28 protein-coding genes are annotated in these 25,802 nt (G+C 40.8%); 13 read left to right on the forward strand and 15 right to left on the reverse strand.

Annotation, left to right across the window (positions count from 1 at the left end):
* Positions 1–10 precede the first annotated feature (10 nt).
* From CYG50_RS15555 to dolP, 4 genes are all read left to right on the forward strand, one after another.
* The gene (locus CYG50_RS15555; protein WP_102137910.1) at positions 11–1,723 is read left to right on the forward strand and encodes a penicillin-binding protein activator; all 1,713 of its coding nucleotides are present in this window, start codon (positions 11–13) and stop codon (positions 1,721–1,723) included.
* 39 nt (positions 1,724–1,762) lie between these two features.
* The gene (locus CYG50_RS15560) at positions 1,763–2,143 is read left to right on the forward strand and encodes a YraN family protein (RefSeq protein ID WP_102137911.1); all 381 of its coding nucleotides are present in this window, start codon (positions 1,763–1,765) and stop codon (positions 2,141–2,143) included.
* A 115-nt stretch (positions 2,144–2,258) separates the two neighbouring features.
* On the forward strand, positions 2,259–2,849 hold the full coding sequence (diaA, locus tag CYG50_RS15565; protein WP_004908326.1) for a DnaA initiator-associating protein DiaA: 591 nt from the start codon (positions 2,259–2,261) through the stop codon (positions 2,847–2,849).
* Positions 2,850–2,858: 9 nt separating this feature from the next.
* Positions 2,859–3,434, forward strand: coding sequence for a division/outer membrane stress-associated lipid-binding lipoprotein (dolP, locus tag CYG50_RS15570; RefSeq protein WP_102137912.1), 576 nt, complete (start codon positions 2,859–2,861; stop codon positions 3,432–3,434).
* Between the two features lie 63 nt (positions 3,435–3,497).
* Here the strand turns inward: dolP and mtgA are convergent, their stop codons facing one another.
* The 3 genes from mtgA to arcB form a co-directional block, all read right to left on the reverse strand.
* Positions 3,498–4,220, reverse strand: a complete 723-nt coding sequence (gene mtgA / locus CYG50_RS15575; RefSeq protein WP_102137913.1) for a monofunctional biosynthetic peptidoglycan transglycosylase — start codon at positions 4,218–4,220, stop codon at positions 3,498–3,500.
* An 8-nt stretch (positions 4,221–4,228) separates the two neighbouring features.
* Positions 4,229–4,879 carry an isoprenoid biosynthesis glyoxalase ElbB gene (gene elbB / locus CYG50_RS15580; protein ID WP_102137914.1) on the reverse strand — a complete coding sequence of 217 codons (651 nt, stop codon included), beginning with the start codon at positions 4,877–4,879 and terminating at the stop codon, positions 4,229–4,231.
* Between the two features lie 232 nt (positions 4,880–5,111).
* Positions 5,112–7,457: an aerobic respiration two-component sensor histidine kinase ArcB gene (gene arcB, locus CYG50_RS15585; RefSeq protein WP_102137915.1), complete on the reverse strand. Its 2,346-nt coding sequence runs from the start codon at positions 7,455–7,457 to the stop codon at positions 5,112–5,114.
* A 300-nt stretch (positions 7,458–7,757) separates the two neighbouring features.
* Between arcB and CYG50_RS15590 the strand changes: the two genes are divergently transcribed.
* Positions 7,758–9,164, forward strand: a complete 1,407-nt coding sequence (locus CYG50_RS15590; RefSeq protein WP_168222868.1) for a glutamate synthase small subunit GltD family protein — start codon at positions 7,758–7,760, stop codon at positions 9,162–9,164.
* 85 nt (positions 9,165–9,249) lie between these two features.
* Here the strand turns inward: CYG50_RS15590 and sspB are convergent, their stop codons facing one another.
* From sspB to zapE, 5 genes are all read right to left on the reverse strand, one after another.
* Positions 9,250–9,741, reverse strand: a complete 492-nt coding sequence (gene sspB, locus CYG50_RS15595; RefSeq protein ID WP_181490174.1) for a ClpXP protease specificity-enhancing factor — start codon at positions 9,739–9,741, stop codon at positions 9,250–9,252.
* A 7-nt stretch (positions 9,742–9,748) separates the two neighbouring features.
* On the reverse strand, positions 9,749–10,390 hold the full coding sequence (gene sspA / locus CYG50_RS15600) for a stringent starvation protein SspA (RefSeq protein ID WP_004258227.1): 642 nt from the start codon (positions 10,388–10,390) through the stop codon (positions 9,749–9,751).
* Positions 10,391–10,936: 546 nt separating this feature from the next.
* A complete protein-coding gene (gene rpsI, locus CYG50_RS15605; RefSeq protein WP_004258235.1) occupies positions 10,937–11,329 on the reverse strand; it encodes a 30S ribosomal protein S9 in 393 nt (130 codons plus the stop codon).
* A 14-nt stretch (positions 11,330–11,343) separates the two neighbouring features.
* A complete protein-coding gene (rplM, locus tag CYG50_RS15610) occupies positions 11,344–11,772 on the reverse strand; it encodes a 50S ribosomal protein L13 (RefSeq protein WP_004258237.1) in 429 nt (142 codons plus the stop codon).
* Between the two features lie 304 nt (positions 11,773–12,076).
* The gene (gene zapE, locus CYG50_RS15615) at positions 12,077–13,207 is read right to left on the reverse strand and encodes a cell division protein ZapE (RefSeq protein ID WP_102137918.1); all 1,131 of its coding nucleotides are present in this window, start codon (positions 13,205–13,207) and stop codon (positions 12,077–12,079) included.
* Positions 13,208–13,553: 346 nt separating this feature from the next.
* Here zapE and zapG point away from each other — a divergent pair, with 346 nt between their 5' ends.
* The 3 genes from zapG to degS all read left to right on the forward strand — a co-directional run bounded on the left by zapG (position 13,554) and on the right by degS (position 16,910).
* Positions 13,554–13,958, forward strand: a complete 405-nt coding sequence (zapG, locus tag CYG50_RS15620; RefSeq protein ID WP_004908297.1) for a Z-ring associated protein ZapG — start codon at positions 13,554–13,556, stop codon at positions 13,956–13,958.
* 378 nt (positions 13,959–14,336) lie between these two features.
* Complete coding sequence (locus CYG50_RS15625) at positions 14,337–15,731, forward strand: Do family serine endopeptidase (protein WP_102137919.1); 1,395 nt, start codon at positions 14,337–14,339, stop codon at positions 15,729–15,731.
* Positions 15,732–15,845: 114 nt separating this feature from the next.
* On the forward strand, positions 15,846–16,910 hold the full coding sequence (gene degS, locus CYG50_RS15630) for an outer membrane-stress sensor serine endopeptidase DegS (protein WP_102137920.1): 1,065 nt from the start codon (positions 15,846–15,848) through the stop codon (positions 16,908–16,910).
* A gap of 108 nt (positions 16,911–17,018) precedes the next feature.
* Here the strand turns inward: degS and murA are convergent, their stop codons facing one another.
* The 7 genes from murA to mlaF form a co-directional block, all read right to left on the reverse strand.
* Complete coding sequence (gene murA, locus CYG50_RS15635; protein WP_102137921.1) at positions 17,019–18,281, reverse strand: UDP-N-acetylglucosamine 1-carboxyvinyltransferase; 1,263 nt, start codon at positions 18,279–18,281, stop codon at positions 17,019–17,021.
* A gap of 52 nt (positions 18,282–18,333) precedes the next feature.
* A complete protein-coding gene (gene ibaG / locus CYG50_RS15640; RefSeq protein WP_004258269.1) occupies positions 18,334–18,588 on the reverse strand; it encodes a BolA family iron metabolism protein IbaG in 255 nt (84 codons plus the stop codon).
* A 222-nt stretch (positions 18,589–18,810) separates the two neighbouring features.
* The gene (gene mlaB, locus CYG50_RS15645; RefSeq protein WP_102137922.1) at positions 18,811–19,101 is read right to left on the reverse strand and encodes a lipid asymmetry maintenance protein MlaB; all 291 of its coding nucleotides are present in this window, start codon (positions 19,099–19,101) and stop codon (positions 18,811–18,813) included.
* Between the two features lies 1 nt (position 19,102).
* Positions 19,103–19,732, reverse strand: coding sequence for a phospholipid-binding protein MlaC (mlaC, locus tag CYG50_RS15650; protein WP_102137923.1), 630 nt, complete (start codon positions 19,730–19,732; stop codon positions 19,103–19,105).
* 35 nt (positions 19,733–19,767) lie between these two features.
* Positions 19,768–20,271 carry an outer membrane lipid asymmetry maintenance protein MlaD gene (gene mlaD / locus CYG50_RS15655; protein ID WP_102137924.1) on the reverse strand — a complete coding sequence of 168 codons (504 nt, stop codon included), beginning with the start codon at positions 20,269–20,271 and terminating at the stop codon, positions 19,768–19,770.
* A 3-nt stretch (positions 20,272–20,274) separates the two neighbouring features.
* Complete coding sequence (mlaE, locus tag CYG50_RS15660) at positions 20,275–21,057, reverse strand: lipid asymmetry maintenance ABC transporter permease subunit MlaE (protein WP_102137925.1); 783 nt, start codon at positions 21,055–21,057, stop codon at positions 20,275–20,277.
* A 5-nt stretch (positions 21,058–21,062) separates the two neighbouring features.
* Positions 21,063–21,866, reverse strand: a complete 804-nt coding sequence (gene mlaF, locus CYG50_RS15665; protein WP_102137926.1) for a phospholipid ABC transporter ATP-binding protein MlaF — start codon at positions 21,864–21,866, stop codon at positions 21,063–21,065.
* Between the two features lie 477 nt (positions 21,867–22,343).
* Between mlaF and kdsD the strand changes: the two genes are divergently transcribed.
* From kdsD to lptB, 5 genes are read left to right on the forward strand one after another with little or no spacing between them, the layout of a single operon-like run.
* Positions 22,344–23,312 carry an arabinose-5-phosphate isomerase KdsD gene (gene kdsD, locus CYG50_RS15670; RefSeq protein ID WP_166264319.1) on the forward strand — a complete coding sequence of 323 codons (969 nt, stop codon included), beginning with the start codon at positions 22,344–22,346 and terminating at the stop codon, positions 23,310–23,312.
* A 14-nt stretch (positions 23,313–23,326) separates the two neighbouring features.
* A complete protein-coding gene (gene kdsC, locus CYG50_RS15675) occupies positions 23,327–23,887 on the forward strand; it encodes a 3-deoxy-manno-octulosonate-8-phosphatase KdsC (protein ID WP_102137928.1) in 561 nt (186 codons plus the stop codon).
* Positions 23,888–23,903: 16 nt separating this feature from the next.
* On the forward strand, positions 23,904–24,479 hold the full coding sequence (lptC, locus tag CYG50_RS15680) for an LPS export ABC transporter periplasmic protein LptC (RefSeq protein ID WP_102137929.1): 576 nt from the start codon (positions 23,904–23,906) through the stop codon (positions 24,477–24,479).
* Position 24,480: 1 nt separating this feature from the next.
* Positions 24,481–25,041: a lipopolysaccharide ABC transporter substrate-binding protein LptA gene (lptA, locus tag CYG50_RS15685; protein WP_102137930.1), complete on the forward strand. Its 561-nt coding sequence runs from the start codon at positions 24,481–24,483 to the stop codon at positions 25,039–25,041.
* A 5-nt stretch (positions 25,042–25,046) separates the two neighbouring features.
* Positions 25,047–25,772 carry an LPS export ABC transporter ATP-binding protein gene (lptB, locus tag CYG50_RS15690; protein ID WP_102137931.1) on the forward strand — a complete coding sequence of 242 codons (726 nt, stop codon included), beginning with the start codon at positions 25,047–25,049 and terminating at the stop codon, positions 25,770–25,772.
* The last annotated feature ends 30 nt before the right edge of the window (positions 25,773–25,802 follow it).

A 25,802-nucleotide genomic window follows, 5' to 3' on the forward strand; every position in this document is an offset into this window, starting at 1 on the left:
TGGATACAGTATGCGTCCTTCAATTTTTTTGCATTTGAAAAAAGGGTTAATGTGCACAGCAATGCTGTCCACATTTGCACTGTCAGGGTGCCAAATTGTCTCGGAATATTTTCCGTCAACCCAAAAAACGCCTGAGCAAAGCACATCTGATAATGCTAGCCATTACCAAGCAATCATCGATGCTGCACAAGGTAAGCCTTCAATGGAGGCGATACGCGCCTACATTAGCCAAGAACCTTTATTAAAAACAGCCGCTGAACGCCAAGCTAATATTGATGGGTTATGGCAGATGTTAACACAGTTAACGCCAGAACAAATTCATGGCGTTGGTGCCGATGAAAATATTCTCCAAGGCTGGGTCGATCTTTTAGATATTTATCAAAACAACCGAGATGACACAGATGCCTTACTCGCTGGCTATAACGATTGGAAAATGCGTTATTCAAATAACCCAGCAGTAACGACAACGCCGACTCTTTTGCAGCAAGCCATGATACCTCAAGTGGGTAAAACCCCTAAGATTGCTTTATTTTTACCCATGAGTGGCCAAGGGAAAGTATTTGGCCAAGCGATCATGCAAGGCTTTATGGATGCGCAAAAAGGCCTACCTCAAGGGTCTGCCCCTCAAGCTGCCGTAACACCAGCGAGTAGTGGAAATGATGTCCTCGACCAAATCTATGAACAAGTTGCGGCAACCACAGGTAATGCCCCTACTACTAGCGATAGCGATGTAGTGACATCCGCTTTGCGTATCGATGCCGCCCCTGTGAACACCCAAAGCGTCAAGGTGTTTGATACGACAAACAAGCAAATGCCTGAGCTTATTGAACAAGCAAAAAATGAAGGCTTTAATCTCATTGTTGGGCCATTATTAAAAAGTGATGTTCAAAGCATTACCCAAATGGGGGCACCTGTTAGTGTGCTCGCGCTCAATGAACTTGATGCGAACCAATTACAGCCTCGACCAAATCTTTGCTATTTTTCATTATCGCCAGAAGATGAAGCACAAAATGCAGCGGCTTACATGAAAGCTGAGGGCAAGCAAATGCCATTGGTATTAGTTCCAGCTAATGCTTTCGGTGATAGGATAGCCAAAGCCTTTGCCCAAGGGTGGCAAGAAAAAGGCGGCGGGACCGTTCTAATGCAAACCTTTGGCTCAATCCCTTCTTTAAAAGAGTCAATTAATCGTGGTGCAGGGATCCGTATGACTGGAACGCCAGTGAATACGGGTACACAGTCGATAGATACACAATCAATAGATCCACAATATATCGATTCAACAGGGGCGATTGACAGCGTTTATATTGTTGCTACTCGTGATGAGCTCACCTTAATCAAGCCAATGATTGAAATGGCGATTAGCTCCCGCTCTCGTCCTGCACTTTATACAAGCTCCCGTAGTAACCAAGCAGGGTCTGGTGCAGACTATCGCTTTGAAATGGATGGCGTTAAATTTAGCGAAATCCCTTTACTCGCAGGCGCAAACAATAACTTACGTAAACAAGCTCAACAAAAGCTGAGTAATGATTACTCTTTATTCCGTTTATATGCCATGGGTATTGATGCATGGTCTTTAGCCAACAATTACGACAAGCTGCAACAATCTGGGCAATTTCGTATCAATGGCGCATCCGGGACCTTAAGCACAACACCAAACTGTGTGGTGTACCGAGAATTACCTTGGCTGCAATTTAAACAAGGTAAAGTGGTTTCGGCGCAATAGCATCATTCAATACCTCACTTTTTTTCAGACAAGGACGTCATGAAAATTATGCCAAAAGCCATACAATGGTTAACAGGCCGGTACTATGAGAACCAAGTACTCGCTTTCCTGCAACAACAGGGATTAACATTTGTCGAACGTAATGCAAGGAACCGAGGCGGAGAAATCGACCTCATCATGCGAGATAATACAGGTTGGGTATTTGTTGAAGTTCGTTTTCGCAAAAATTGTGACTATGGAGATGCACTTTTATCAGTAAACTGGCACAAACGTCGAAAACTATTAGCTGCTGCTAAAATTTGGCTCTCAAAAAGACAAGAAAGTTTTGAAACTAGCGCATGCCGTTTTGATATCTGTGCCATCACGGGAAACCGATTTGACTGGGTACAAAATGCATTCAACGAAAATGATGTTTATTAACAGATAAGATAGTCAGCTTTATACACTGTTCATGCAGTCAACAACGCTATAATTCAAATATAATGGTAATACACAAAATGATTTGAATTATATCGAGGCGACAAAGGAAAAACTCGTGCTAGACCGAATAAAAGTTTGCTTTACTGAAAGCATCCAAACTCAAATAGCAGCCGCTGAAGCGCTGCCTGATGCCATTTCAAGAGCCGCGATGATGATGGTTCAGTCTTTACTCAATGGCAACAAAATTTTATGTTGTGGTAATGGCGCTTCCGCTGCTACCGCACAACGTTTTGCTGCGAGTATGATCCATCGCTTTGAAACCGAGCGCCCTAGCTTACCCGCTTTAGCACTTAATACCGATAATGCCGTGTTAACTGCCATTTCGGGTAGTAAGCAACCTTCTGAAATTTATGCGAAACAAGTTAGAGCATTAGGCCAGCATGGCGATGTTTTGATGGCAATTTCAACCCATGGTAATAGCAGTGATATTATTAAAGCTGTTGAAGCTGCAGTCACTAGAGACATGACAATTGTCGCCTTAACAGGCTATGACGGAGGGGAACTCGCGGGTTTACTTGGCCCCCAAGATGTTGAAATTCGTATTCCATCCCAACGAAGTGTTCGAATTCAAGAAGTTCATCTTCTTACTGTAAATTGTCTGTGTGACCTCATAGATAATACTCTTTTCCCACATCAGGACGATTAAGGAGACAAAATGCGATTAATACCAATTTTTGCCATAGTCATCAGTACTGTTCTATTACAAGGCTGTATAGGGGCTGCCGTCGTAGGTTCTGCGGCCGTTGCAACGAAAAGTGCCACAGACCCTCGTACAGTTGGTCAACAAGTTGACGATGGGACCTTAGAAGCTAGGGTTAGTGGACAACTGAATAAAGATAAGGATATCACAGGTAAGGCTCGTATCATTGCGACCGCTTATAAAGGTAATGTGCTGTTAACTGGCCAAAGCCCTGATATGGCTTGGGCTGAACGAGCAAAACAAATAGCCTCTAACGTTGATGGCACCATCGCAGTTTATAATGAAGTCCGTAGTGGAGAGCCCGTTGATTTGGGAACTGCTTCAAAAGACACTTGGTTAACAACCAAAGTGAAATCTAAAATCCTTGCTAGTGATAGTGTTAAATCTGGTAGTGTAAAAGTTATTACTGAAAATGGTGAGGTTTTCTTGCTAGGTGTTTTAACAAGGCAAGAAGGTGATGCGGCGGCTAAAATCGCCAGTGAAACAGATGGTGTTCGTCGAGTAACGACTGCTTTCACTTATCTTAATTAATCATAAACAATAATATATTGTTATAAATACAAAAGCCGTGAGAGAAAAACCATGGCTTTTTTCTTATTCATCCATCAACTGGTTTATTTTCAGATAATTCTTACCTCCTAATAAGTGCATTTGATTCAAGATCCAAGCTTGCCTTTTGAGGACGTAAGAGGATGGGTTTTTTACGCTATATCTATGAGGATTAGGAAGAACCGCAGCTAATAGCGCAGCCTCACTCATTGAGAGCTTGCTAGCAGGCTTATTAAAGAATTTATTTGCAGCCTCTTCAACCCCAAAAACCCCATCACCAAACTCAACTATATTAAGATAAACAGTCAAAACCCTTTGCTTTGACCACAACAGCTCCATAATAGGAGTCATTACTGTCTCTAGGCCCTTTCTTAGCCAGCTTCTCCCATCCCATAACCACAAGTTTTTTACTGTTTGCTGGGAGATAGTTGAAGCCCCTCTAATTGTTTGTTTATTGCTCAAGTTGTGTTTGTAAGCACGCTCGATTGCATCAAGGTCGAAACCCCAGTGATGAGGAAAATTTTGATCTTCCGCAGCAATTACCGCTAAATAAACATACGGAGAAATGTGATTTTCGTCTACCCATTCAGAACGAGATACGTAAGAAAAATTTAAGTTTACCCATGCGGTAATTTGTCGTTCGATCATCACCGCAGAAAAAGGCACTGGTATGTATTTAAATAAAACGACTGAACAAATCCACACCACAAGTAATGAAAATGTGATCTTCTTTAACCAGTGCCATAATTTAGAAACAATAGTTCGCATTCAAATAATCACGCCATTTCCAATACTTTCTTAACAAGCTTATTAATGCCCGTATTTGCTTCAGAAATTGATTGAGCCAGCATATAAGCAGGTGTTGTAACAACTCGGTTAACTTCATCAATTACAATGTCATCAACAGCACATTCAATATGCTTTCCTCCCATAATTTCTATTTGAGCAATCGTTTCACTATCATTACCAATAGTTAGTACTACTGATGTATTTAACATTTTAGGAAGCATCACAGGAGCAATACACATCAGCCCTAGCGGCTTTTTCTGTTGGTGCATTTGGCGTACTAAACTTAATAGTTCTTTATTAATTACACACTCACTTCCTTTAACTGCAAAATCACATAAATTTTTTGCGGCACCAAAACCACCAGGAATTATGAGGGCATCTAGCGTTGAAGCATCAGCTGATGACAAAGGCGATATTTTCCCACGTGTAATACGTGAAGATTCTTCCATTTGATTGCGTTTTTCTGATTTAGACTCCCCAGTCATATGATTAATAACAGTAGGTTGTAGCTCATCAGGTGCAAAAAAGTGAATTTCAGCATTATTTTGACTCAAAGCTAACATAGTTAGCACTGACTCATGGATCTCACTTCCATCAAAAACACCACAGCCACTTAAAATAACCGCAATTGATTTCATATCTTCCTCCATTTGTAGTAAATTATCTCTCAAGCGCTAAGGTGCATAAACATCAATCTTCATCACAGATTTTAATGAATCTTGTAACAGATTCGCTAAATTTTGGTATCTTGATGTTGCCCTTTACAGTGATATACCTAATTTAATGATTTGCAAAAAACAAAAAACACATGCAGATCAACGATTTCCCTGGTGTTGGCGCAGTATTCGCGCACCCCAACTTCGGTTGGGGTTATTTTTTTGTACGTTCATCAACCCAGTTTCTCAAAGTTTCTATATCTGCTTTCCAATCTTGTTTTAGTTCATCCACCCATTCCTGTACATTGTCCCACCATGCTGGTAATTCAGGAGATTGAATCTGTTGTGCTATTTTCTGTAAGTTCTTTAAGCCAACAGAACCTGCCGCTCCTTTGATTTTGTGGGCTTCCTCAACAATGCCTTTTTGGTCTTTAGCCACCATGTTCGAGTCAAGAATAGCTAAGTAGCCTGGAAGCATTTTTTCAAAGACATCTAGCCCATCATAAATAAGCTTAGGGCCAACTAATTCAATATACTGCTCTAGCATATCGCAATCTAATATTGACTCATCAACACTTGAAGCCTCACGGTCATTCGATGCTTCTTCAGGTTGAACAGATTGCTCACCCCAAAATTGCTCAATAACTTGGGTCAATGCAGGAACTGATAATGGTTTACTCAATACGCCATCCATACCTGCATCAAAGTATTCTTTCTTATCTTTGAGAACATTTGCAGTTAATGCAATTAATGGTGGCAGGTCTTGCTTATCATACTGCTGTTTTAGTTGCCTTGAGATATCTAAGCCTGTCATATCAGGTAATTGAATATCCAATAAAACTAAGTCATATTCACCAGGGGCAAACATTTCGAGGGCATCTTTACCATTCATTGCCACGTCGACCGTGTTGCCTAAATTTTCTAATACAGAACAAGCAACAACAATATTCAGTTCAATATCTTCTACGAGTAGAATATGCAATGCTGGCAATGGGTAATCGTCTTCAGGATCTTGCTGTTCAATAACATTATTTTCAACAACTGGCGCTGTAATGGATAAAGTAAAAGTGGAACCTTGGCCTATTTCACTTTCAACTTGTATATCGCCTCCCATATTTTGTGCTAAGCGACGAGATACAGAAAGCCCAATCCCCGTCCCCGTAGCGGGTTTACCACCAGCAGAATCTGTTACTTGATAATACATTGCAAAGATTTTATCTAACTCATCTTTCGGTATGCCTATGCCGCTATCCTGAACTCTAAAAAACAATTTATTTTCAGCTTCTTGCCAAATACTAAGCTTCACTTCACCTTTCTGCGTGAACTTAACTGCATTACCAATTAAATTCCATAGGACTTGCCGTAAACGAGTCCCATCGGTTAAAACCGTTTTGGGTAATGCAGGCGCAACGTCCATGACAAATTTAAGCCCTTTTGGCTGTACCAATAACCCACTTAAATTCTCTAAGTCATTCACAAATTCAGATAATGTGATTGGCTGGTTATCTAACTGAACTTTACGGCGTTCAATTTTATCCATCTCAATAATATCATTGAATATATTACCCAAAGTGACGGCACTAACATGAATAGTTTTTAAATAGCTAGATTGTTCCGAAGTTAAATCGGTGTCTAATAAAATTCGACTCAAACCAACAATGCCGTTAAGGGGTGTACGAAGCTCGTGGCTGATTGTAGAAATAAAGGTGGTTTTCTCCCTACTCGCGTTCTCTAACGCTTCCTGATAGCGTTTACGCTCCGTTATGTCACGCCCAAAGCCCATCAGGCCATGTCGTTTGCCAACTCGGTCATAAAAAGGCACTTTACGGAGCTCAAAACAGGCTTTACGGCCATCTGGATATACCAGCCATTGTTCATAAGTGAGAGAAACATTATGACGAAAAACTTTTTCATCGGTTTCCATAACCTTGGAGGCAATTTCAACATCATAAATATCTAATGGCGTTAACCCAACTAAGTGTTTTTCACTTTTCCCAGTCAACAGTTCCATTGCTCGGTTACATCCCGAAAACTCATTATTTTCATTGCGGTAATAGACTAAGTCAGGAGAAGCATCTAAGAATGAACGAAGTAATACAGATTGCTGCTCAAGTTCAATCTGTGTCTGCTCACGGTATTTCATTTCTTGTTTTAATTGCTCAAGGAGCTCTAAGTGAGCGCGCTCGGCTTTTTCTCGTTCGAGAATCTCAAGGTTAAGTTGTTCAATATTTCCCTGCAATTGAATGTTTAAATCCGCATCACGCTTTCGCATAACTTCAAGTTTATCAACCATTCGTGATAAACGCTGCCGAGACTCTTCAAGTTGCTCAACCACCACCGACAAAAAATAGACGGCCAATGGAGTAATGATTAACCCAAAGAAAATTGACCCCACCATGTCGAGGCTATCAACATGCCCTCTTAAAACAATTGTCACTGCCATTTGCATTATCATGGCGAGAACAACCAATGCAGCTGCAAGTAACAGAGAAAAACGCACTAGACCGAGCTTCATCATTAAATCGACATAGTATTGCGCCAGGCCGCGAAGTACTTTCATAACCACCCCTTAGTTAAATTCTCTTTGAATCATATATCAAACAAGGCAGTTTCGGATGATTATTCACTCGAAATGTCGATCCTGCTCATTCAATAGCCATTTTTTACGATTAATGATAAAAAACAATCAGGTATTTTCTTTCTATTAGATAAAGTAAAAGTTCATTTCGGATAACTTTTAATCATAATCACATAAAAATCAAAATAATAGCACTATTGTTCCTTGGGTAAGGCCGCTAAAATCACAGTAAAAGCCCAAGCTATCTCAAGTAAAATCAGACAAAATTCAGTAAGGAATACCATGAGTTCGAATATTTTCGGTCACCAACGTCGCGAACCGCTCAAAAAAGCGCTGGCAATCCGCAAAATAGCGTTTACTGAAATCTATGAGTCCGATAATACCGTTGATGTACAACAGCAAGCGAGCCGCTGCCTCTCTTGTGGTAGCCCTTTTTGTGAATGGAAGTGCCCGTTACATAACCCAATATCAAAGTGGCTCAAACTTGCTGCTGAAGGAAAAATAATTGAAGCGGCTGAATTATCTCATCATACCAATAGCTTACCTGAGATCTGTGGGCGCGTTTGCCCACAAGAAAAACTCTGCGAATTAGCATGTGTACTTCATGATACAACAGGTTCTATCACTATCGGTCATATTGAACGATATGTTAATGATACCGCCTTTGAGATGGGATGGCGTCCAACCTCTTCCCCTATTCGCTCTGTAAACAAATGTGTCGCCATTGTTGGTGCAGGCCCTGCAGGCCTTTCTTGCGCTGATGTACTTATTCGAAATGGTGTAAATGTCGTCGTTTTTGATAAACACCCTGAGATAGGGGGATTACTAACTTTTGGCATTCCCTCATTTAAGTTAGAAAAGAAATTAATGGTCCAAAGACGAGAAATATTTACAGAAATGGGCATTCAGTTTCAATTGAATACCGAGGTGGGTACAGATATCTCTCTAGATGAGCTTCTTTGCACTTATGACGCTATTTTTATTGGTACTGGTACTTACCAAGCAATTCGAGGCAACGTGCCTAAAAAACCGATTCAAGGCGTTTTTGAATCACTCCCCTACCTAATCGCAAATACGCGCCATTTAATGCAACTTCCTACTCCTAATGATGAACCCTATATCAATTTACACTCAAAAAGCGTTATCGTATTAGGAGGTGGAGATACCGCGATGGATTGTGTTCGTAGCGCTATTCGCCAAGGAGCGAAGCAAGTTAGTTGTCTCTATCGTAGAGATGAACAAAGTCTGCCAGCCTCACGAAAAGAAGTCGTCAATGCATTAGATGAAGGCGCTCAGTTCCACTTTAATTTGCAAGTCACTCAGTTTGTCGTTAATGAGCAACAACAGCTTACAGGGGTTTACGCCACTCGCACACAAAATGGCAAATTAGAAAATGGCCGCTATCAATTAGAACTCATTGATGATTCAACATTTTTTATCGAAGCCGATGCCGTAATTGTGGCTTATGGATTTGCACCTCATGACCAAGTTTGGTTGAATAACGCGTTAATCAAGCGTGATAAGTATGGTCATATTTTAGCAAACCGTAATAGTCCCATCCCTTTTCAAACTTCACATGAAAAAGTGTTTGCTGGTGGAGATATAATAAGAGGTTCAGATCTTGTTGTGACTGCGATTGATGATGGGCGTAATGCTGCTGAAGGTATTTTGTTATTTCTAGGGGTTTAGTTATCCATTTATTTGAACATAGAGGGAATATAAAAACAGAGGGTTTCCCCCCTGTTCTTAATTTGCTGCTAACCCGCCTAATGAGTTATTTAACAACCCTTAAAGAAGGCCTACCTTTTGGTGGTCGTGGTGGTTCATCCCCTGATGGCTCATGTGACTTTTCATCCACAGATTCAGCTTCATGAACTAGAGTAATGTTGTCTTCAGGTTCTTCAACGTGTTCAAAACCTGCTGATAACTCTGCATCATAAGCAGCTTCAGGCTCAAACATCATTCCAGCCCCATTTTCACGTGCATATACCGCCATAATTGCGGCCATAGGGACATAAACTTGGCGAGGTATTCCACCAAAACGAGCATTAAAACGCACTTCATCATTGGTTATTTCAAAATTACCAACAGCTCTTGGCGCAACATTCAACACAATTTGCCCATCACGGGCAAATTCCATAGGAACGTTAACAGCAGGAACGGTGACATCAACCACCAAATGCGGAGTCATATCGTTATCAAGCAACCACTCATAGTGGGCACGTAACAAATAAGGGCGACGTGGTGACATTGCTGTCATTTCCATCATTCTTTTAGCCTCTTGTAGACAAACGCATTTCGCGCTCAGATTCAGTCAACGATGCTAAGAATGCGTCACGTGCAAACACACGTTGCATATATAACTGCAAGTATTTGCTGCTAGATGGGTTCAATTCAATACCAAGAACAGGTAAACGCCATAATAATGGTGCTAAATAGCAATCTACGAGACTGAATTCTTCACTCATAAAGAATTCCATTTCAGCAAAAACAGGAGAAACAGCGATCAACTCTTCAGACAGCTGACGACGAGCATTTGCGGCTTCTTGCGCACTGCCGTTCTCTATTTTACTCATTAATGAATACCAATCATTTTGAATGCGGTGCATCAATTGACGGCTAGTACCACGCGCAACAGGGTAAACTGGCATTAATGGCGGATGAGGAAAACGCTCATCAAGGTATTCCATGATAATGTGTGGGTCATAGAGAGTCAGGTCACGGTCAACTAATGTTGGAACGCTCTGATATGGGTTGAGATCGATCAGATCTTGAGGCAGATGACCGGGTTCGACATGTTCAATTTCAACACTTACCCCTTTTTCAGCCAGCACGATACGTACCTGATGGCTAAAAATGTCAGTAGGGCCAGAGAACAATGTCATTACCGAACGTTTATTAGGAGCGACAGCCATTAAAACCTCCAAAATACAAAATGGACGAAATGTAATTAATTTTTAATTACCCATTACCCATTTTAAAATCCCCTGTGTTTAACTTTCATTTATCCATATTGAAAGTCAACACAACCCTCCCGCACAGTAAAGGCGAGAAATGTGAAATAAAAAAACAGGGGCATATTCTAACAGATTTTGTACAACTTAGGGGCGGCACATCGAAAAAATCATAGATTTATTTCATAACAAGAAAGAAACAGGAAGAAAACTAGAATTTAATTAAAAATTAAATCAAAAATAAAGAATAAAAACCCTAAAGTTAACTCCATAGTTTGAGTCGTATTCATTAAAGATATGCCAATTCAGTTAACTAATAATTATTTTTAATTTTAGGCTAAACTATTATTTTCTCTTTAAACTATATATTCGTTCTTTTATAAAGCATCATGATTAGACGCAGTTATTCTATCATTAATAATAAAAATATAAGTAAAACAATAGACAATAAAAAACCCGTCATTAAGACGGGTTTTTTCATCAATTTTATACCCAAAGGGTAATAAATTAACGTTTGGAGAACTGTGGACGACGACGTGCTTTGCGCAGACCCACTTTTTTACGTTCAACAGAACGCGCATCACGGGTAACGAAACCAGCTTTACGCAGATCAGAACGAAGAGTCTCATCATAAGCCATCAGTGCACGTGTAATACCGTGACGGATTGCGCCTGCCTGACCTGAAATACCACCACCTTTAACAGTGATGTACAGATCCAATTTTTCCAACATTTCAACCAATTCTAACGGCTGACGAACTACCATGCGCGCAGTTTCGCGACCAAAGTATTGTTCCAGTGTACGTTGATTGATTGTGATGTTACCGCTACCCGGCTTAATAAAGACACGAGCAGATGAGCTTTTGCGGCGACCAGTGCCGTAGTATTGATTTTCAGCCATTGCTATAATCCCGATTAAATGTCAAGAACTTGCGGTTGTTGAGCCGCGTGGTTGTGCTCATTACCTGCGTAAACTTTCAGTTTACGGTACATTGCACGACCCAGAGGTCCTTTTGGCAACATGCCTTTAACCGCGATTTCAAGCACACGCTCAGGACTGCGAGCAATCATTTCTTCGAAAGTTGCTTGCTTGATTCCACCTACATGGCCAGTGTGGCGATAGTAGATTTTGTCTTCGCGTTTATTGCCGGTAACAGCAATTTTTTCTGCATTCAGAACGATGATGTAATCACCAGTATCCACGTGCGGAGTGTATTCCGCTTTATGCTTACCGCGCAGACGGCTAGCAATTTCAGTTGCAAGACGGCCTAAAGTTTTGCCATCTGCATCAACAACGTACCAGTCGCGTTTTACGGTCTCTGGTTTAGCTGTAAAAGTTTTCATTAAAACTTACCCAATATTGAAGTTACACGTTGGTGAACACTCATGTTCATAAGCTTTCTGAGGTTCACACGACTCTTTGTCCAGTAAACCTACCCCTTCGAGCAGCCTAACTGGCATTTATGCGTTATTTTTTGGGAAATAAAAAATAACGCTGTAACGTGGGGTCGCAAGATTATAGAGAAGTCAGAAACAAAAATCGACCCCAAATGCATTTTTTTTACGTTTGCTCGAATAAACATCGCATTTTGTACTTAAATTATGCAATCCAGGTAACTTTTGCTAACAACCCTGTTTGATTACTCCCTTAAGTTAAATGCGGTATTTTCAAGTACTCTTCACTTTGCATTTCTTGTAATCGAGACAAGCAACGCTGGTACTCGAAAGCCAAAAGTTTCCCTTGATACAGCGATTCCATTGGCACTTCCGCATTAATAACCAATTTAACTTTTCGTTCGTAAAACTCATCAATTAATGCCAAAAAACGACGTGCTGGGTTTTCATCTGTTGTTCCCATCACGGGCACATTGTACAACAACACGGTGTGGTAGCAATTTGATAGGTAAATATAATCATTTTGACTACGAGGCTCTTCACACAACACTTTAAACTCGATGGCTAACACCCCTTCCGCTGCATGAATAGCTTGCATCTTACGATGGTTAACCTCTAAGACGGGATGTTGTTCTCCTTTCTTACCTGCCAATTTAATGAAAACCTCATCCAAATGCTGGCGGTTTTGAGAATTAATCGGGGATAAAAAAAGATGTGCTTGAGTTAAAGTCCTTAAGCGGTAATCAATGCCTGCATCGACATTCATCACATCACAGTATTTTTTAATTTGCTCAATAGCAGGCAGGAAACGCGCTCGCTGCAAACCGTTACGATAGAGATTATCAGGGATGATATTTGAGGTAGCGACCAGTGTAATGCCTCGAGCAAAGAGCCCTTCAAGCAAAGTGCCAAGGATCATAGCGTCGGTAATGTCTGACACAAAAAACTCATCAAAACACAACACATCTGTTTGTTTTTTAAACTCATCCGCAATAATATCTAGCGGGTTCTCTTGCCCTTGCAATGCCATCAAATCTTCTTGTACTTTTTTCATGAAGCGATGAAAATGTAAGCGAAGTTTACGAGTACCTGGTAAACTTTCGTAAAACATATCCATTAGCCATGTTTTCCCACGCCCTACCCCGCCCCACATATAGAGCCCTTGCACCGGAATAATCGGTGCTGTTGACGTTTTACCTAAAAGACGACTAAAGCGTTGCTTTAAACCTGAAGGCTTATCTTGTAAAGTGGAAGAAGTTGCATTAACAAGCTGCTGATATATTTTATCCAAGCGTTCCACAGCGAGCCTTTGGACGTCATCTGGCTGATAGTTACCATCAGCAAGCGCTTGTTGATAACGCATTGTAGGGGTCATCGGCGACATTAACTGAATAATCCTTAAAAATTTTTCGGTTTTTTTACCGTTATTTGATATACACTGCCTTTATTATAACCAGATTCAGTTATCATTTAACTTTCGGTTAACGAGCCGCTATAGAGTAAGGAAATTCGATTTAAGATTCCACTCTTAATAAGTTGTTGGCTAATTTAACCTGTCGACTTCAAGGCTTGTAGATTTTGTTATCACTTAACTAGTCAGATTACAATATGTTAAGGTGCTTTACTTGACGCTTACATGCAACTTGAATTATTTAAGGTATAGTAACGGTAACAACACTAATTTCTGCGAACATTGAATCTGTGAACATTGAAGTAATGAAGGAGTCAGCATGACCTGGGAGTATGCATTAATCGGATTGATTGTGGGTTTTATCATCGGTGCATTAGTTGTGCGCTATGGCAACCCAAAGCTTCGCCAACAAAAAACAGCGCAAGCTGAGCTAGACAAAAAAAGTACTGAACTCGAAGAGTACCGTAAAGAACTTGTTAGTCATTTTGCTCGTAGCGCAGAATTATTGGATAAAATGGCGCGTGACTACCGTCAGCTATATCAACACATGGCACAAAGTTCATCTGAATTAATGCCTGATATGCCAGCACAAGACAACCCATTTAACTATCGTTTAACCGAATCTGAAGCGGATAACGACCAAGCACCAGTTAAAATGCCACCAAGAGATTACTCAGATGGTGCTTCGGGTCTTTTCCGTCCTATCGAAGAGAAAGAAAAGTAAATTTTTATCTTTTATCACCAGTAAGCACCACTTACTGGTGATTTTCTATAAAACGCACTAAATTTAGTCACTTTCCGTATGTCTTCCATTATTAAATTTTTATTTAATAATTCTGAACAAGATTTCCATCCAAATATAATTTAACAATTCATTTATATAATGTATAGAAGTTAAAGTTTCACTTAAAGCACATGTAAATAGATGTAAAAGAGTAGATATTCGCTACCCGTCATGGGAACTTTTGCGCATAATCGGTAGTCATAGTCATCAGTAAAATTGAATCTGATACCAACCAATATTATATCAACGCATTGTGTTTCTTCTAAAATTGCATTCACAGTGAGTTAATAATTTATTCTTGAGAGAATCGACTGAATTATGAAAAGAAAAAACTTTTTTCTTACCGCAGTAGCAATGAGTTTAGGGTTATCTTTAGCGGCTATTCCTGCTGTTAGCAGTGCAGCATTACCCGCCACTTTACCGGCTACAGCACAAAGCCAGAACATGCCTAGCTTGGCCCCTATGCTTGAAAAAGTATTGCCTGCTGTAGTGAATATTCATGTGTCTGGTACTCGCGTACAGAACCAACAAATTCCAGAAGAACTTAAATTCTTTTTTGGCCCAAATATACCACAGCAACAACAAAGCGTGCGTCCATTTGAAGGCTTGGGCTCTGGTGTCATTATTGACGCCCAGCAAGGTTATATTTTAACTAACAATCATGTAATTGATGGTGCTGACAAAATTCAAATTCAATTAAATGATGGCCGTGAAATTGCGGTTAACTTAATTGGCAAAGACCCACAAACTGATATCGCGTTATTGAAAATAAGCAATGCAAAAGATATCAAAAACTTAACTGCGGTTAGTATTGCAGACTCCGACAAATTACGTGTTGGTGACTTCGCTGTTGCGGTTGGTAACCCATTTGGCCTAGGCCAAACAGCTACATCAGGGATTATCTCTGCGCTGGGGCGTAGTGGCTTAAACCTTGAAGGGTTAGAAAACTTTATCCAAACCGATGCTTCCATTAACCGTGGTAACTCTGGTGGTGCACTCGTTAACTTAAATGGTGAATTAATCGGTATTAATACCGCTATTTTGGCACCAGGTGGCGGTAATATCGGTATCGGTTTTGCGATCCCAAGTAATATGGCTAAAAACCTTAGCGAGCAGTTAATTAAGCATGGTGAAGTAAAACGCGGGATCTTAGGTATCAAAGGTACTGAGATGAACTCCGATATCGCTAAAGCATTTAATATTGATGCACAGCGTGGTGCTTTCGTAAGTGAAGTTTTACCTAAATCATCGGCTGCTAAAGCAGGTATTAAATCCGGTGACGTTTTAGTCTCTGTTGATGGTAAACGCATTAATAGCTTTGCTGAGTTAAGAGCTAAAATCGGTACCAGCCAAATTGGTAAAGAGATCACTATTGGTTTAATTCGCTCAGGCAAACCGATGGAAGTCAAAGTGGTTCTTGAGAACGACGAAGGCTCAGCAACAAAAGCAGAAAAACTGAGTGAATCGTTATTAGGTGCAACAATTTCTAATGCAACCGTTAGCAACACTAAAGGTGTACAAGTTGACAGCGTGGCGCCAAAATCGCCAGCCGCAGCCATTGGCCTCGTAAAAGGTGATTTAATCTTTGGTGTCAATGACGCTCGTGTTGAGACTATTGAGCAATTCCGTAAGATTATCGACGCTAAACCTCCGGTGTTAGCAATGAAAGTATTACGTGATGGTGAAACCTTATATTTACTGATGAAAAATTAATTCATCAAAAACCCTCTGAAAATCAATAAACGGGTACAGTATCACTCTGCTGTACCCTTTTTTTTGTGTTATGCTCAGAATATGTTTAAGCAATAACTAAATATTCTATATCCTATGGTGAAGAAGCTAACTTTATCTGTCATGCTTGGCCTGTTGACTGCATTGATCATTATCGTTGCGGTTCCTTCTTTGCGCCCTCAAGGTTTAGCCGATTTACTATATGGTAAAACAAGCAGTGAACCCGTCAGTTATAACAAAGCTGTACGTCGTGCTGCACCTGCAGTGGTCTATGTTTATAGCAGTTCAAAAGGAAGCTTCTCCCAGTCAGGACGTGAATTAAAGTCTCTCGGTTCAGGTGTGATCATGAGCCAAAATGGCTACATTATCACGAATAAACATGTCGTTGATAACCCAGACCAAATCTTAGTGGCTTTACAAGATGGTTCTATTTTTGATGCCCTATTGGTTGGTTCTGATCCATTAACTGATCTCGCCGTACTGAAAATTGACGCTGATAACCTACCTGTTATTCCAATTAATACACAACGAGTCACTCATGTTGGTGATGTCGTACTTGCAATCGGTAACCCTTACAATATAGGTCAAACTGTTACTCAGGGGATTATCAGTGCAACAGGTCGCGTAGGGCTAAGCTCTACTCGCCGGCAAAATTTCCTGCAAACAGATGCCTCAATCAACTCGGGTAACTCTGGTGGGGCATTAATTAATACCGAAGGTGAGTTAGTCGGAATCAACACGCTTTCTTTCACTGCTGGCCAGGGCATTAGCTCTGAAGGTTTAAGCTTTGCCATTCCTACTGCCCTTGCGACTAAAATCATGGATAAACTAATTCGTGATGGTCGAGTTATCCGTGGTTATATTGGTATTACAGCACGCGAACTGCCTCAAATTAGGTCAAATAACAATAATATTAACCAAATACAAGGGTTACGGGTTTTCCAGGTTGCCCCAAACGGGCCCGCAGCCAAAGCGGGGATATTGCAAGGAGACATCATTTTATCCGTTGATGGCAAACCGGCTATTTCAGCCGCAGAAACCATGGACTTAGTTGCAGAAATCCGCCCTGGAAGCAAAACCGCAGTACAGATTTTACGAGATGGCGAAATTAAAAATATTGATGTGATTATCGAAGAAATTCCTGATGAACAGGCAGGATAATCATTTTAAAACGGTCTTTCGTAAAAAAGGTTGTTCGATATCGAACAACCTTTTTTGATTTATCAAATAGATGAATGAAGCCAACACTTCATTCACCTTTTCAAAGCATTAATCATCCGAATGCACGCGCTGAATATCAGCACCTAAGCCACGTAGTTTATCTTCGATATGCTCATAACCACGGTCAATATGATAAATACGGTCAACTGTTGTTGTCCCTTCAGCAATACAGCCAGCAATAACTAAACTCGCAGAAGCGCGTAAATCTGTTGCCATTACCTGTGCGCTGGTTAATTTTTCAACACCGTGACATAACACAGTATTGCTTTCAATCTCAGCGTGAGCACCCATACGAATTAGCTCAGGGATATGCATGAAACGATTTTCAAAAATGGTTTCAGTGATCATCCCCGCCCCATCAGCAACAAGATTGAGTAAACTAAACTGTGCTTGCATATCAGTTGGGAACCCAGGGTGTGGTGCTGTACGTAATGTCACCGCTTTTGGACGCTTGCCTTCCATATCTAAGCTAATCCAGTCATCACCGATTTCAATTTTAGCCCCTGCTTCACGTAGTTTAGCTAACACTGCATCGAGTGTATCTGGACGTGCATTACGGCAGATGACTTTGCCACGTGAAACCGCTGCAGCAATTAAAAATGTTCCTGTTTCAATACGGTCAGGCAGTACTTTATAGACCCCCCCACCTAAACGTTCAACACCTTCTATAACAATACGGTCAGTACCTGCGCCTGTGATTTTTGCGCCAAGAGTATTTAAGAAGTTGGCTGTATCTTCAATTTCAGGTTCACGTGCCGCATTTTCGATGATTGTGGTGCCTTCAGCTAAGGTCGCAGCCGTCATAATAGAGACTGTCGCGCCCACACTGACTTTATCCATCACAATGCAAGCACCTTTCAAGCGACCATCAACCGTGGCTTTCACATAACCATCTTCTAAAACAATTTTTGCGCCTAATTGCTCTAAACCAGAAATATGTAAATCAACTGGGCGAGCACCAATAGCACAGCCTCCAGGTAAAGAAACTTCACCGTGGCCAAAACGAGCGACCAATGGCGCTAAAGCCCAGATGGATGCACGCATGGTTTTAACGAGGTCATAAGGCGCACAGTATGTCGTTACAGTGCTTGCATCGACGTAAACTGAGCCATTGCGTTTAACTTTAGTACCTAGTTGATTCAATAATTTAATCGTTGTGTCAATGTCCCTCAAATGAGGGACATTCTGTATTTCTACTGGCTTTTCAGCCAATAGAGCAGCGAACAGGATTGGTAATGCCGCATTTTTTGCGCCAGATATAGTGACCTCACCCTGTAAGCGGGTTGGTCCTTTAACTAAAAACTTATCCATTCAAGTATTCTCGTATGTCGAATTTTACAGTCTGTTCGCTTAGGCTTTGAAATCAAAGACCACTAAGTTTACGATCGCGCTCCCATTGCGCAGGGGTATACGCTTTAATAGACAGAGCATGGATGCGGTTATCCGCAATATACTCCATTAAAGGCGCATAAATTGCTTGCTGTTGCTTAACACGGCTCATACCGTCAAACATGTCACCGACAGCAATAACCTGAAAGTGGCTACCATCACCAGTAACAATAGCCTCATTCAGAGACAGTTTTTCCATCAATACTTGCTTAATTTCGTTGGTATCCATAATGACTCAATTTATTAATTATTTGTGATTTATAATTTTACTCTAAATAGTGCAAATTGCATGCATAGCGTACAGAAGCATCCCAATAAGAATACTCAGAGCTTAATCCCCTATCCTAAAGGATTAGGCTCAACACTTAAACCAAAGAAAACGCCTCTCGTGCCGAAAAGCACATAGAGGCGCTTATTTTTACATAACTTGACCCAATTTAGGATGTTTAACCTAATTGAGGATAATCGCTTGAACCCCATATAGTTCAATCAATGTATTCAAGTTATCACTGACACCGATAATATTCAGTGAACGGTTTTTAGCTTGGAGTTCACTTTTTAAGCGAACCAGCATCGCTAACCCTGTTGAGTCCACGTGCTTAAGACCAGAAACATCTATATTTTCAACCTGTTCCAGCGATGAGTTTTTTTTATCCCAAAACGACATTAACGAATCACGGTCTAATGTCCCGGTGAGATACAGTGTTGTTTCATTGAGTTCCCATGCTAACAACTGACTCATATTACTTTTTCTCTTCTAAAGTAATTGGCGCTTTTGCACTGATTTCTAACTGTTTTGTTAAGCCATCGACACCCTGCTTACGTAGAATATCACCCCATTCATTTTGCTTAGTCGTAATCATGCTCACGCCTTCTGCAATCATGTCGTAAGCTTGCCAATAACCTGTTTTGCTATTTTTTCGCCATTGGAAATCTAAACGTACGGGAGGACGACCGTTGGTATCAATAATCGTCACACGGATAGCCACAATGTTTTTATCACCCAGTGGTTGCTCTGGTGCAATTTGATACGTTTGGCCATGATACATCGCCAATGCTTGGCCATAAACTTGCTCAAGGTAATCTTCAAACGCGTTGAAGTAAGCCTCGCGCTGGGCAGGGGTAGCCCCTTTATAATAGGTTCCTAGCACCAAAGCCCCTGCATATTTAACTTGTACATAAGGTAATAGTTCCTCACGAACAATTGTTCTGAGATACTCGGGGTCTTGCTTAATTTTTGGTTGCTCTGATTTCAAGCGGTTAAACGTTTTCGCCGCCGCTTCATCCATTAATTTATAAGGGTTGGTTTGGTCTACTGCCATGGCAAATGGCGCAATTGCCAACATAGCAACCATCATTAAACGTTTAAACATAATTCATTCCTTTATTCTTCAAAGGGAGCATCAAATTACTGTGCAGTTGACTCTGGCTCTGCACCTTGGCTATCACCACTTTTATATAAAAACTGGCCAATTAAGTCTTCTAATACCATAGCTGGCTTCGTATCTTCAAGGCGCCCGCCATTTTTTAAGATTGCGATACCTAATTCTTCATCATCTGGGCCGATATTCATTGCAATATACTGTTCACCCAACAAACCTGATGTGCGAATTGACAGTGAGCTCGAATCAGGAATATTGTCGTATTCACTCAATAAATCAATTTTCACTTCAGGAACATAATTTTTTTTATCTAATGTGATACTGGCAACTCGACCAATCACCACACCGCCCACTTTGATTGGAGAGCCTTCTTTTAAGCCACCAATATTTTCAAAAGATGCTGATATTTGATAGGTGGATTGGCTTCCTATCGATTTTAAATCAGCGACTTTTAAACATAAAAAGATAATTGCGGCAATCGCCAGCAACATAAAACAACCAACCCATATTTCACTTTTTTTACTTTGCATGACTTAGTTCCCAAACATCAGTGCGGTAAGTACGAAATCCAGTCCTAAAACAGACAATGACGCATGTACAACTGTTCTTGTTGTAGCTTGGCTTATCCCCTCCGAAGTTGGGATGGCATCATAGCCATTAAATAATGCGATCCAAGTAACCGTGATGGCAAAGACTAAGCTTTTGATCACACAGTTGACTAAATCTAGCCGCCAATCAATGGAAGATTGCATTGAAGCCCAAAAAAAGCCTTCATCAATACCCTTCCAGTCAACCCCAACTAATGCACCACCTAAAATACCGACAGCAACAAAAATTAGAGATAACAATGGCATACTAATAAAACCAGCCCAAAAACGTGGGGCGATGACACGCCTAAGAGGGTCAACTGCCATCATTTCAAGGCTAGAAATCTGTTCAGTCGCTTTCATTAAGCCAATTTCAGCTGTTAACGCTGAACCCGCTCGTCCAGCAAACAACAAGGCAGTCACAACAGGGCCTAGTTCACGCAATAGTGAAAGCGCCACCATCATACCTAAGCTAGCTTCAGCACTAAACGTCGTGAGAACCAAATAACCTTGTAACCCTAAAACCATCCCAATAAATAACCCTGAGACGGCAACGATCAGCAATGACTGCACACCAATGGCGTACAATTGCTTCATCAATAATGGCCATTGTTTACGAAACTCTGGTTTGCCAAGTAAGGCGCGAAACAGCATGTAGCCTGCTCGACCAAACGCGGAAAATATGTCAATCCATCGGCGTCCGAAGGCTGCAATCGCCTTTATTATCATTTTATTTACCCTAATAAATCAGCTAGATAATCATTGGCGGGAAAACGAAATGGAACAGGCCCATCCGCAATACCATCAAGGAATTGTCGCACACGAGGGTCTTGGTTTTCACGCAATTCTTCACCCGTTCCCTGAGCAATGACATGCTGCTGCGCAACAATATAAGCATTATCTGCAATGCTCAATACCTCTGGAACATCATGGGAAACCACGACACAGGTGACACCCAATGCTTGATTAAGCTCATCAATCAATTTAACCAAAACACCCATAGTAATCGGATCTTGACCAACAAAAGGCTCATCAAACATGATTAAATCAGGATCTAGAGCGATAGCACGCGCTAAAGCTGCCCGCCTAGCCATACCTCCCGATAACTCAGATGGCATTAATTTTGCGGCTCCTCGCAAGCCAACCGCCTCTAATTTCATCATCACTGTAGTATGGATCAGCGATTCAGGCAGGTTAGTATGCTCACGCAACGGGAAAGCCACATTATTGAATACGTCCATGTCTGTGAATAACGCCCCCGACTGAAACAGCATGCTCATCTTTTTACGAGACTGATACAGTTTTGAGCGTGACAGTGCAGGAATATTGTCACCATCAAACCAAATTTCACCTTCATTTGGCCGTAATTGCCCACCAATCAAGCGCAGTAATGTGGTTTTACCGATCCCTGACGGCCCCATAATTGCCGTAATTTTCCCACGAGGAACGGTCAGATTAATATTTTCAAATATTTTCCGATTTCCTCGAGTAAATGACATGTTCCGTACTTCAATTAAGTTGTCTGTCTGTGCTTGCATTGTTAAATAACTCGTTATACACCACGCGTAAATATTTTTATCCGTTCAGATGTTACCGAAAGATAAACTGAAAATCGTCAAATATCACAACAAAATAGAATTTATAGTATTATAGCGTCGAAAATATGACTTTTAGTATTACAACTTTGTTTTTACCTAAAGGAAACAGAGAAAAAACAATATAATTTCTTTATAGTCAGCAAAAGCTTTCGCTATTAACAGCAGATAGCTCTTAGAATGCTATGATTTACCTAACTGAGGATACGCGAATTTGCCTATCTTTTTTTGGTTCAAGATGCTAATAAAACCATCTTATACGTATTAAATTCTACATCGAAGTGCCAAAAAATACTTATTAAGTCTAAAACTAACATTAAAAAGTGCTTAACTGACAAAATACTTACTGATACCAAGTATTCGTTATACAATTTGATTTCGCTAATCCGATTAACTTAAAAGCTACGCATGGAACTAGAAATGTCAAACTTCGATTTTCAGAAAGTAGGTAAAGAAGTTCTCCATATCGAACATGAAGGTTTAAAAAACCTAGAACAATATATCAATACTGATTTTGACCGCGCTTGCCAGCTTATTTTTAACTGTGAAGGCAAAGTCGTCGTAATGGGAATGGGGAAATCGGGGCATATTGGGCGTAAAATTGCTGCCACACTAGCGAGCACAGGTACGCCGTCATTTTTTGTTCATCCAGGGGAAGCTAGCCACGGCGACCTTGGGATGATTACGCATAAAGATGTTGTGTTAGCCATTTCAAATTCTGGGGAGTCAGGGGAAATTTTAGCTTTACTCCCTGTTTTAAAAAGAATTAAAGTGCCTTTAATCTGTATGACTAACAACCCTGAAAGTAATATGGGAAAATATGCAGATGTGCATTTGTGCATCAAAGTGCCTCAAGAAGCCTGCCCTTTAGGGCTTGCACCTACCACGAGTACAACAGCAACACTCGTGATGGGAGATGCATTAGCGATTGCCTTATTAACTGCGCGCGGTTTCACGGCTAATGATTTTGCGCTTTCGCATCCGGGTGGCGCACTTGGGCGCAAACTTTTACTCCTCGTTCGTGATTTAATGAATACGGGTGATGATATCCCCCATATTCCTAAAAGCGCGTCTTTACGTGAGGCTTTAGTGGAAATTACCCGCAAAAAACTCGGTATGACAGTCATTTGTGATGATGACATGAATATTGAAGGTATTTTCACTGATGGGGATTTACGCCGTATCTTTGATATGGGAATCGACCTGAATAACGCTAAAATTGCTGATTTAATGACCCCCGGTGGAATTCGGGTATCGCCAACCATGTTAGCGGTTGAAGCGCTCAATTTAATGCAGTCTCGACACGTGACTTCATTATTAGTCGCAAATGATAACAAATTAGTTGGTGTGCTACATATGCACGATCTGCTACAAGCAGGTGTTGTATAACAGAAGGAAATACTATGACGTCTACCTTTTTGGAAACCTGCTATGGCCCTGTTGCCGATACTGTTTTAATCAAAGCAGAAAAAATCAAATTACTGATCTGCGATGTTGATGGTGTCATGTCCGATGGCTTGGTCTATATGGGAAATAATGGCGAAGAACTCAAGGCCTTTAATGTCCGTGACGGCTATGGGATACGTTGCTTATTAACGTCCGGTATTGAAGTCGCCATTATTACAGGAAGAAAAGCGAAACTTCTTGAAGATAGAGCTCAAACATTAGGCATTACATATCTTTACCAAGGCCAAAGCGATAAGCTTTTGGCGTATCACGAACTGTTAGATACACTACAATTATCAGATGAAGAAATAGCTTATATTGGGGACGACCTGATTGACTGGCCTGTTATGGCTAAAGTAGGCTTATCCGTCGCCGTCGCTGATGCCCACCCTTTGCTATTACCGAAAGCGGATTACGTGACTCGTATTGGCGGGGGAAAAGGTGCAGTCCGCGAACTTTGTGACCTTATTTTGCTTTCTCAAGACAAACTAGAAGAAGCAAAAGGTTTATCAATATAACGAATAGATTGAATTCATGAGCAATGCGAAGAAGTGGTTAATTATTATTTTATCCTTAGTGGTATTAGGACTTATCGGTTGGAATTTAGCGGGTAATGATTCCGACAGCGCAGAGGATAAAGTAATTAATGATGGGCAACCTAATTATCAAACTGATGATTCAGTGACTTTTGTCTATAATCCAACGGGTAATTTAGCGTATAAACTCGTTTCAGATAAAATAGATAACTACACTGAAGGAAAAATCACGTGGTTTTCGAAACCTGTTCTAACCACTTATAACGAAGCCGGTGAGCCTACCTGGACAGTTAAGGCTTTCAAAGCAAGGTTAACGAACGATAGAATTCTCTATTTATATAGCGATGTTCAAGTTGATAGCTTAACTAAAGACTCGCAGATCCAACGAATTACAACTGAGAGTGCAGTTGTCAATTTGACAACACAAGACGTTTCATCTGATGATAAAGTGACCATTGTTGGACAAGGTCTCAATTCTACTGGTATGAAAATGAAGGGAAACCTTCGTACAAGAACGGCTGAATTAATCGAAGATGTAAAAACTCATTATGTGTTACAACCAGAAGAGCATTAAAATGAATCAAGTAACTAAGAAACGTTTTATTCAAGGAGCTGTTGCCAGTGCAATTTTGGCTCTTAGCCTACCTGCGATGGCATTAAAAAGTGATACGCAGCAGCCAATGACGATTAATTCGGTCAAACAATCTCTTGATTTAGAAAAAAACGTCACCACTTTTACAGATGATGTTGTTATTAAACAAGGCTCTATTGATATCAGAGCCAATAAAGTGGTTGTTACACGCCCAAGTAGTGACTCAGATAAAATTGTGATTGAGGCCTTCGGGACCCCAGTTACCTTTTACCAGTTGCAGGATGATGGCAAGCCAATTAAAGGCCATGCCAGTAAAGCCCGTTATGAGGTTGATAAACAACTCGTCACATTAACAGGCAATGCTTATCTTGAGCAATTAGACAGCAATATTCAGGGTGACAAAATTACCTATATCGTGCCAACGCAACAAATGGAAGCATTTAGTGATAAAGGCAAACGCGTCACTACCGTAATACTGCCAGCCCAATTGCAAGAAAAAGGCCCTGCAGCGAATAAAAATTCATCAGAAAGTAAGAGTAAATAACTGTTATGGCGACACTAACCGCTGAGAATCTAGCTAAAGCCTATAAAAAACGTAAAGTCGTTGAAGATGTCAGCCTGGAAGTTAAATCAGGTGAAATCGTTGGCTTGTTGGGACCAAACGGGGCCGGTAAAACAACGACCTTTTATATGGTTGTGGGTATTGTTCAGCGGGATGCTGGCAAAATTATGATTGATGGTGAAGATATCAGCCTTCTACCGTTGCATGAACGTGCACGCCGTGGAATTGGCTATCTTCCTCAAGAAGCCTCCATTTTCCGTCGCCTCAGTGTTTATGATAACCTAATGGCTGTGTTAGAAATTCGCGAAGATTTGAACTCTCAGCAACGTAAAGAGCGTGCTGAAGAGCTGATGGAAGAATTTAGTATTACCCATCTTCGGGGCAGCATGGGGCAATCGCTATCCGGTGGGGAACGCCGCCGTGTTGAAATTGCTCGAGCACTTGCAGCTAACCCAAAATTTATTTTATTAGACGAACCTTTTGCGGGTGTTGACCCTATTTCCGTCTTAGATATCAAAAAAATCATTCAGCACTTAAGGGATTACGGCCTCGGTGTATTAATCACCGACCATAACGTGCGTGAAACCTTAGATGTATGTGAAAGAGCCTATATTGTCAGCCAAGGACACTTAATTGCTCATGGGTCACCAACCATGATCTTAGAGAACGAACAAGTGAAACGTGTATACTTGGGTGAAGGTTTCCGGTTATAAATTAGCGTATCGTCATTTTTTAGGGAGAAT

It is taken from the genome of Providencia huaxiensis, from assembly GCF_002843235.3.
Classification (GTDB): domain Bacteria; phylum Pseudomonadota; class Gammaproteobacteria; order Enterobacterales; family Enterobacteriaceae; genus Providencia; species Providencia huaxiensis.

Coding starts and splice junctions, on each gene's coding strand:
- mlaF (WP_102137926.1), bottom strand. CDS start 21,866: ATGCAAGCACAGACAGACAACTTAATTGAAGTACGGAACATGTCATTT.
- degS (WP_102137920.1), top strand. CDS start 15,846: ATGGTGAAGAAGCTAACTTTATCTGTCATGCTTGGCCTGTTGACTGCA.
- mlaD (WP_102137924.1), bottom strand. CDS start 20,271: ATGCAAAGTAAAAAAAGTGAAATATGGGTTGGTTGTTTTATGTTGCTG.
- elbB (WP_102137914.1), bottom strand. CDS start 4,879: ATGAAATCAATTGCGGTTATTTTAAGTGGCTGTGGTGTTTTTGATGGA.
- arcB (WP_102137915.1), bottom strand. CDS start 7,457: ATGAAAGTACTTCGCGGCCTGGCGCAATACTATGTCGATTTAATGATG.
- kdsC (WP_102137928.1), top strand. CDS start 23,327: ATGACGTCTACCTTTTTGGAAACCTGCTATGGCCCTGTTGCCGATACT.
- mlaC (WP_102137923.1), bottom strand. CDS start 19,732: ATGTTTAAACGTTTAATGATGGTTGCTATGTTGGCAATTGCGCCATTT.
- lptB (WP_102137931.1), top strand. CDS start 25,047: ATGGCGACACTAACCGCTGAGAATCTAGCTAAAGCCTATAAAAAACGT.
- rplM (WP_004258237.1), bottom strand. CDS start 11,772: ATGAAAACTTTTACAGCTAAACCAGAGACCGTAAAACGCGACTGGTAC.
- sspB (WP_181490174.1), bottom strand. CDS start 9,741: ATGGAAATGACAGCAATGTCACCACGTCGCCCTTATTTGTTACGTGCC.
- mlaB (WP_102137922.1), bottom strand. CDS start 19,101: ATGAGTCAGTTGTTAGCATGGGAACTCAATGAAACAACACTGTATCTC.
- rpsI (WP_004258235.1), bottom strand. CDS start 11,329: ATGGCTGAAAATCAATACTACGGCACTGGTCGCCGCAAAAGCTCATCT.
- murA (WP_102137921.1), bottom strand. CDS start 18,281: ATGGATAAGTTTTTAGTTAAAGGACCAACCCGCTTACAGGGTGAGGTC.
- CYG50_RS15590 (WP_168222868.1), top strand. CDS start 7,758: ATGAGTTCGAATATTTTCGGTCACCAACGTCGCGAACCGCTCAAAAAA.
- lptC (WP_102137929.1), top strand. CDS start 23,904: ATGAGCAATGCGAAGAAGTGGTTAATTATTATTTTATCCTTAGTGGTA.
- ibaG (WP_004258269.1), bottom strand. CDS start 18,588: ATGGATACCAACGAAATTAAGCAAGTATTGATGGAAAAACTGTCTCTG.
- zapE (WP_102137918.1), bottom strand. CDS start 13,207: ATGTCGCCGATGACCCCTACAATGCGTTATCAACAAGCGCTTGCTGAT.
- CYG50_RS15555 (WP_102137910.1), top strand. CDS start 11: ATGCGTCCTTCAATTTTTTTGCATTTGAAAAAAGGGTTAATGTGCACA.
- CYG50_RS15560 (WP_102137911.1), top strand. CDS start 1,763: ATGAAAATTATGCCAAAAGCCATACAATGGTTAACAGGCCGGTACTAT.
- dolP (WP_102137912.1), top strand. CDS start 2,859: ATGCGATTAATACCAATTTTTGCCATAGTCATCAGTACTGTTCTATTA.
- lptA (WP_102137930.1), top strand. CDS start 24,481: ATGAATCAAGTAACTAAGAAACGTTTTATTCAAGGAGCTGTTGCCAGT.
- kdsD (WP_166264319.1), top strand. CDS start 22,344: ATGTCAAACTTCGATTTTCAGAAAGTAGGTAAAGAAGTTCTCCATATC.
- CYG50_RS15625 (WP_102137919.1), top strand. CDS start 14,337: ATGAAAAGAAAAAACTTTTTTCTTACCGCAGTAGCAATGAGTTTAGGG.
- mlaE (WP_102137925.1), bottom strand. CDS start 21,057: ATGATAATAAAGGCGATTGCAGCCTTCGGACGCCGATGGATTGACATA.
- mtgA (WP_102137913.1), bottom strand. CDS start 4,220: ATGCGAACTATTGTTTCTAAATTATGGCACTGGTTAAAGAAGATCACA.
- sspA (WP_004258227.1), bottom strand. CDS start 10,390: ATGGCTGTCGCTCCTAATAAACGTTCGGTAATGACATTGTTCTCTGGC.
- zapG (WP_004908297.1), top strand. CDS start 13,554: ATGACCTGGGAGTATGCATTAATCGGATTGATTGTGGGTTTTATCATC.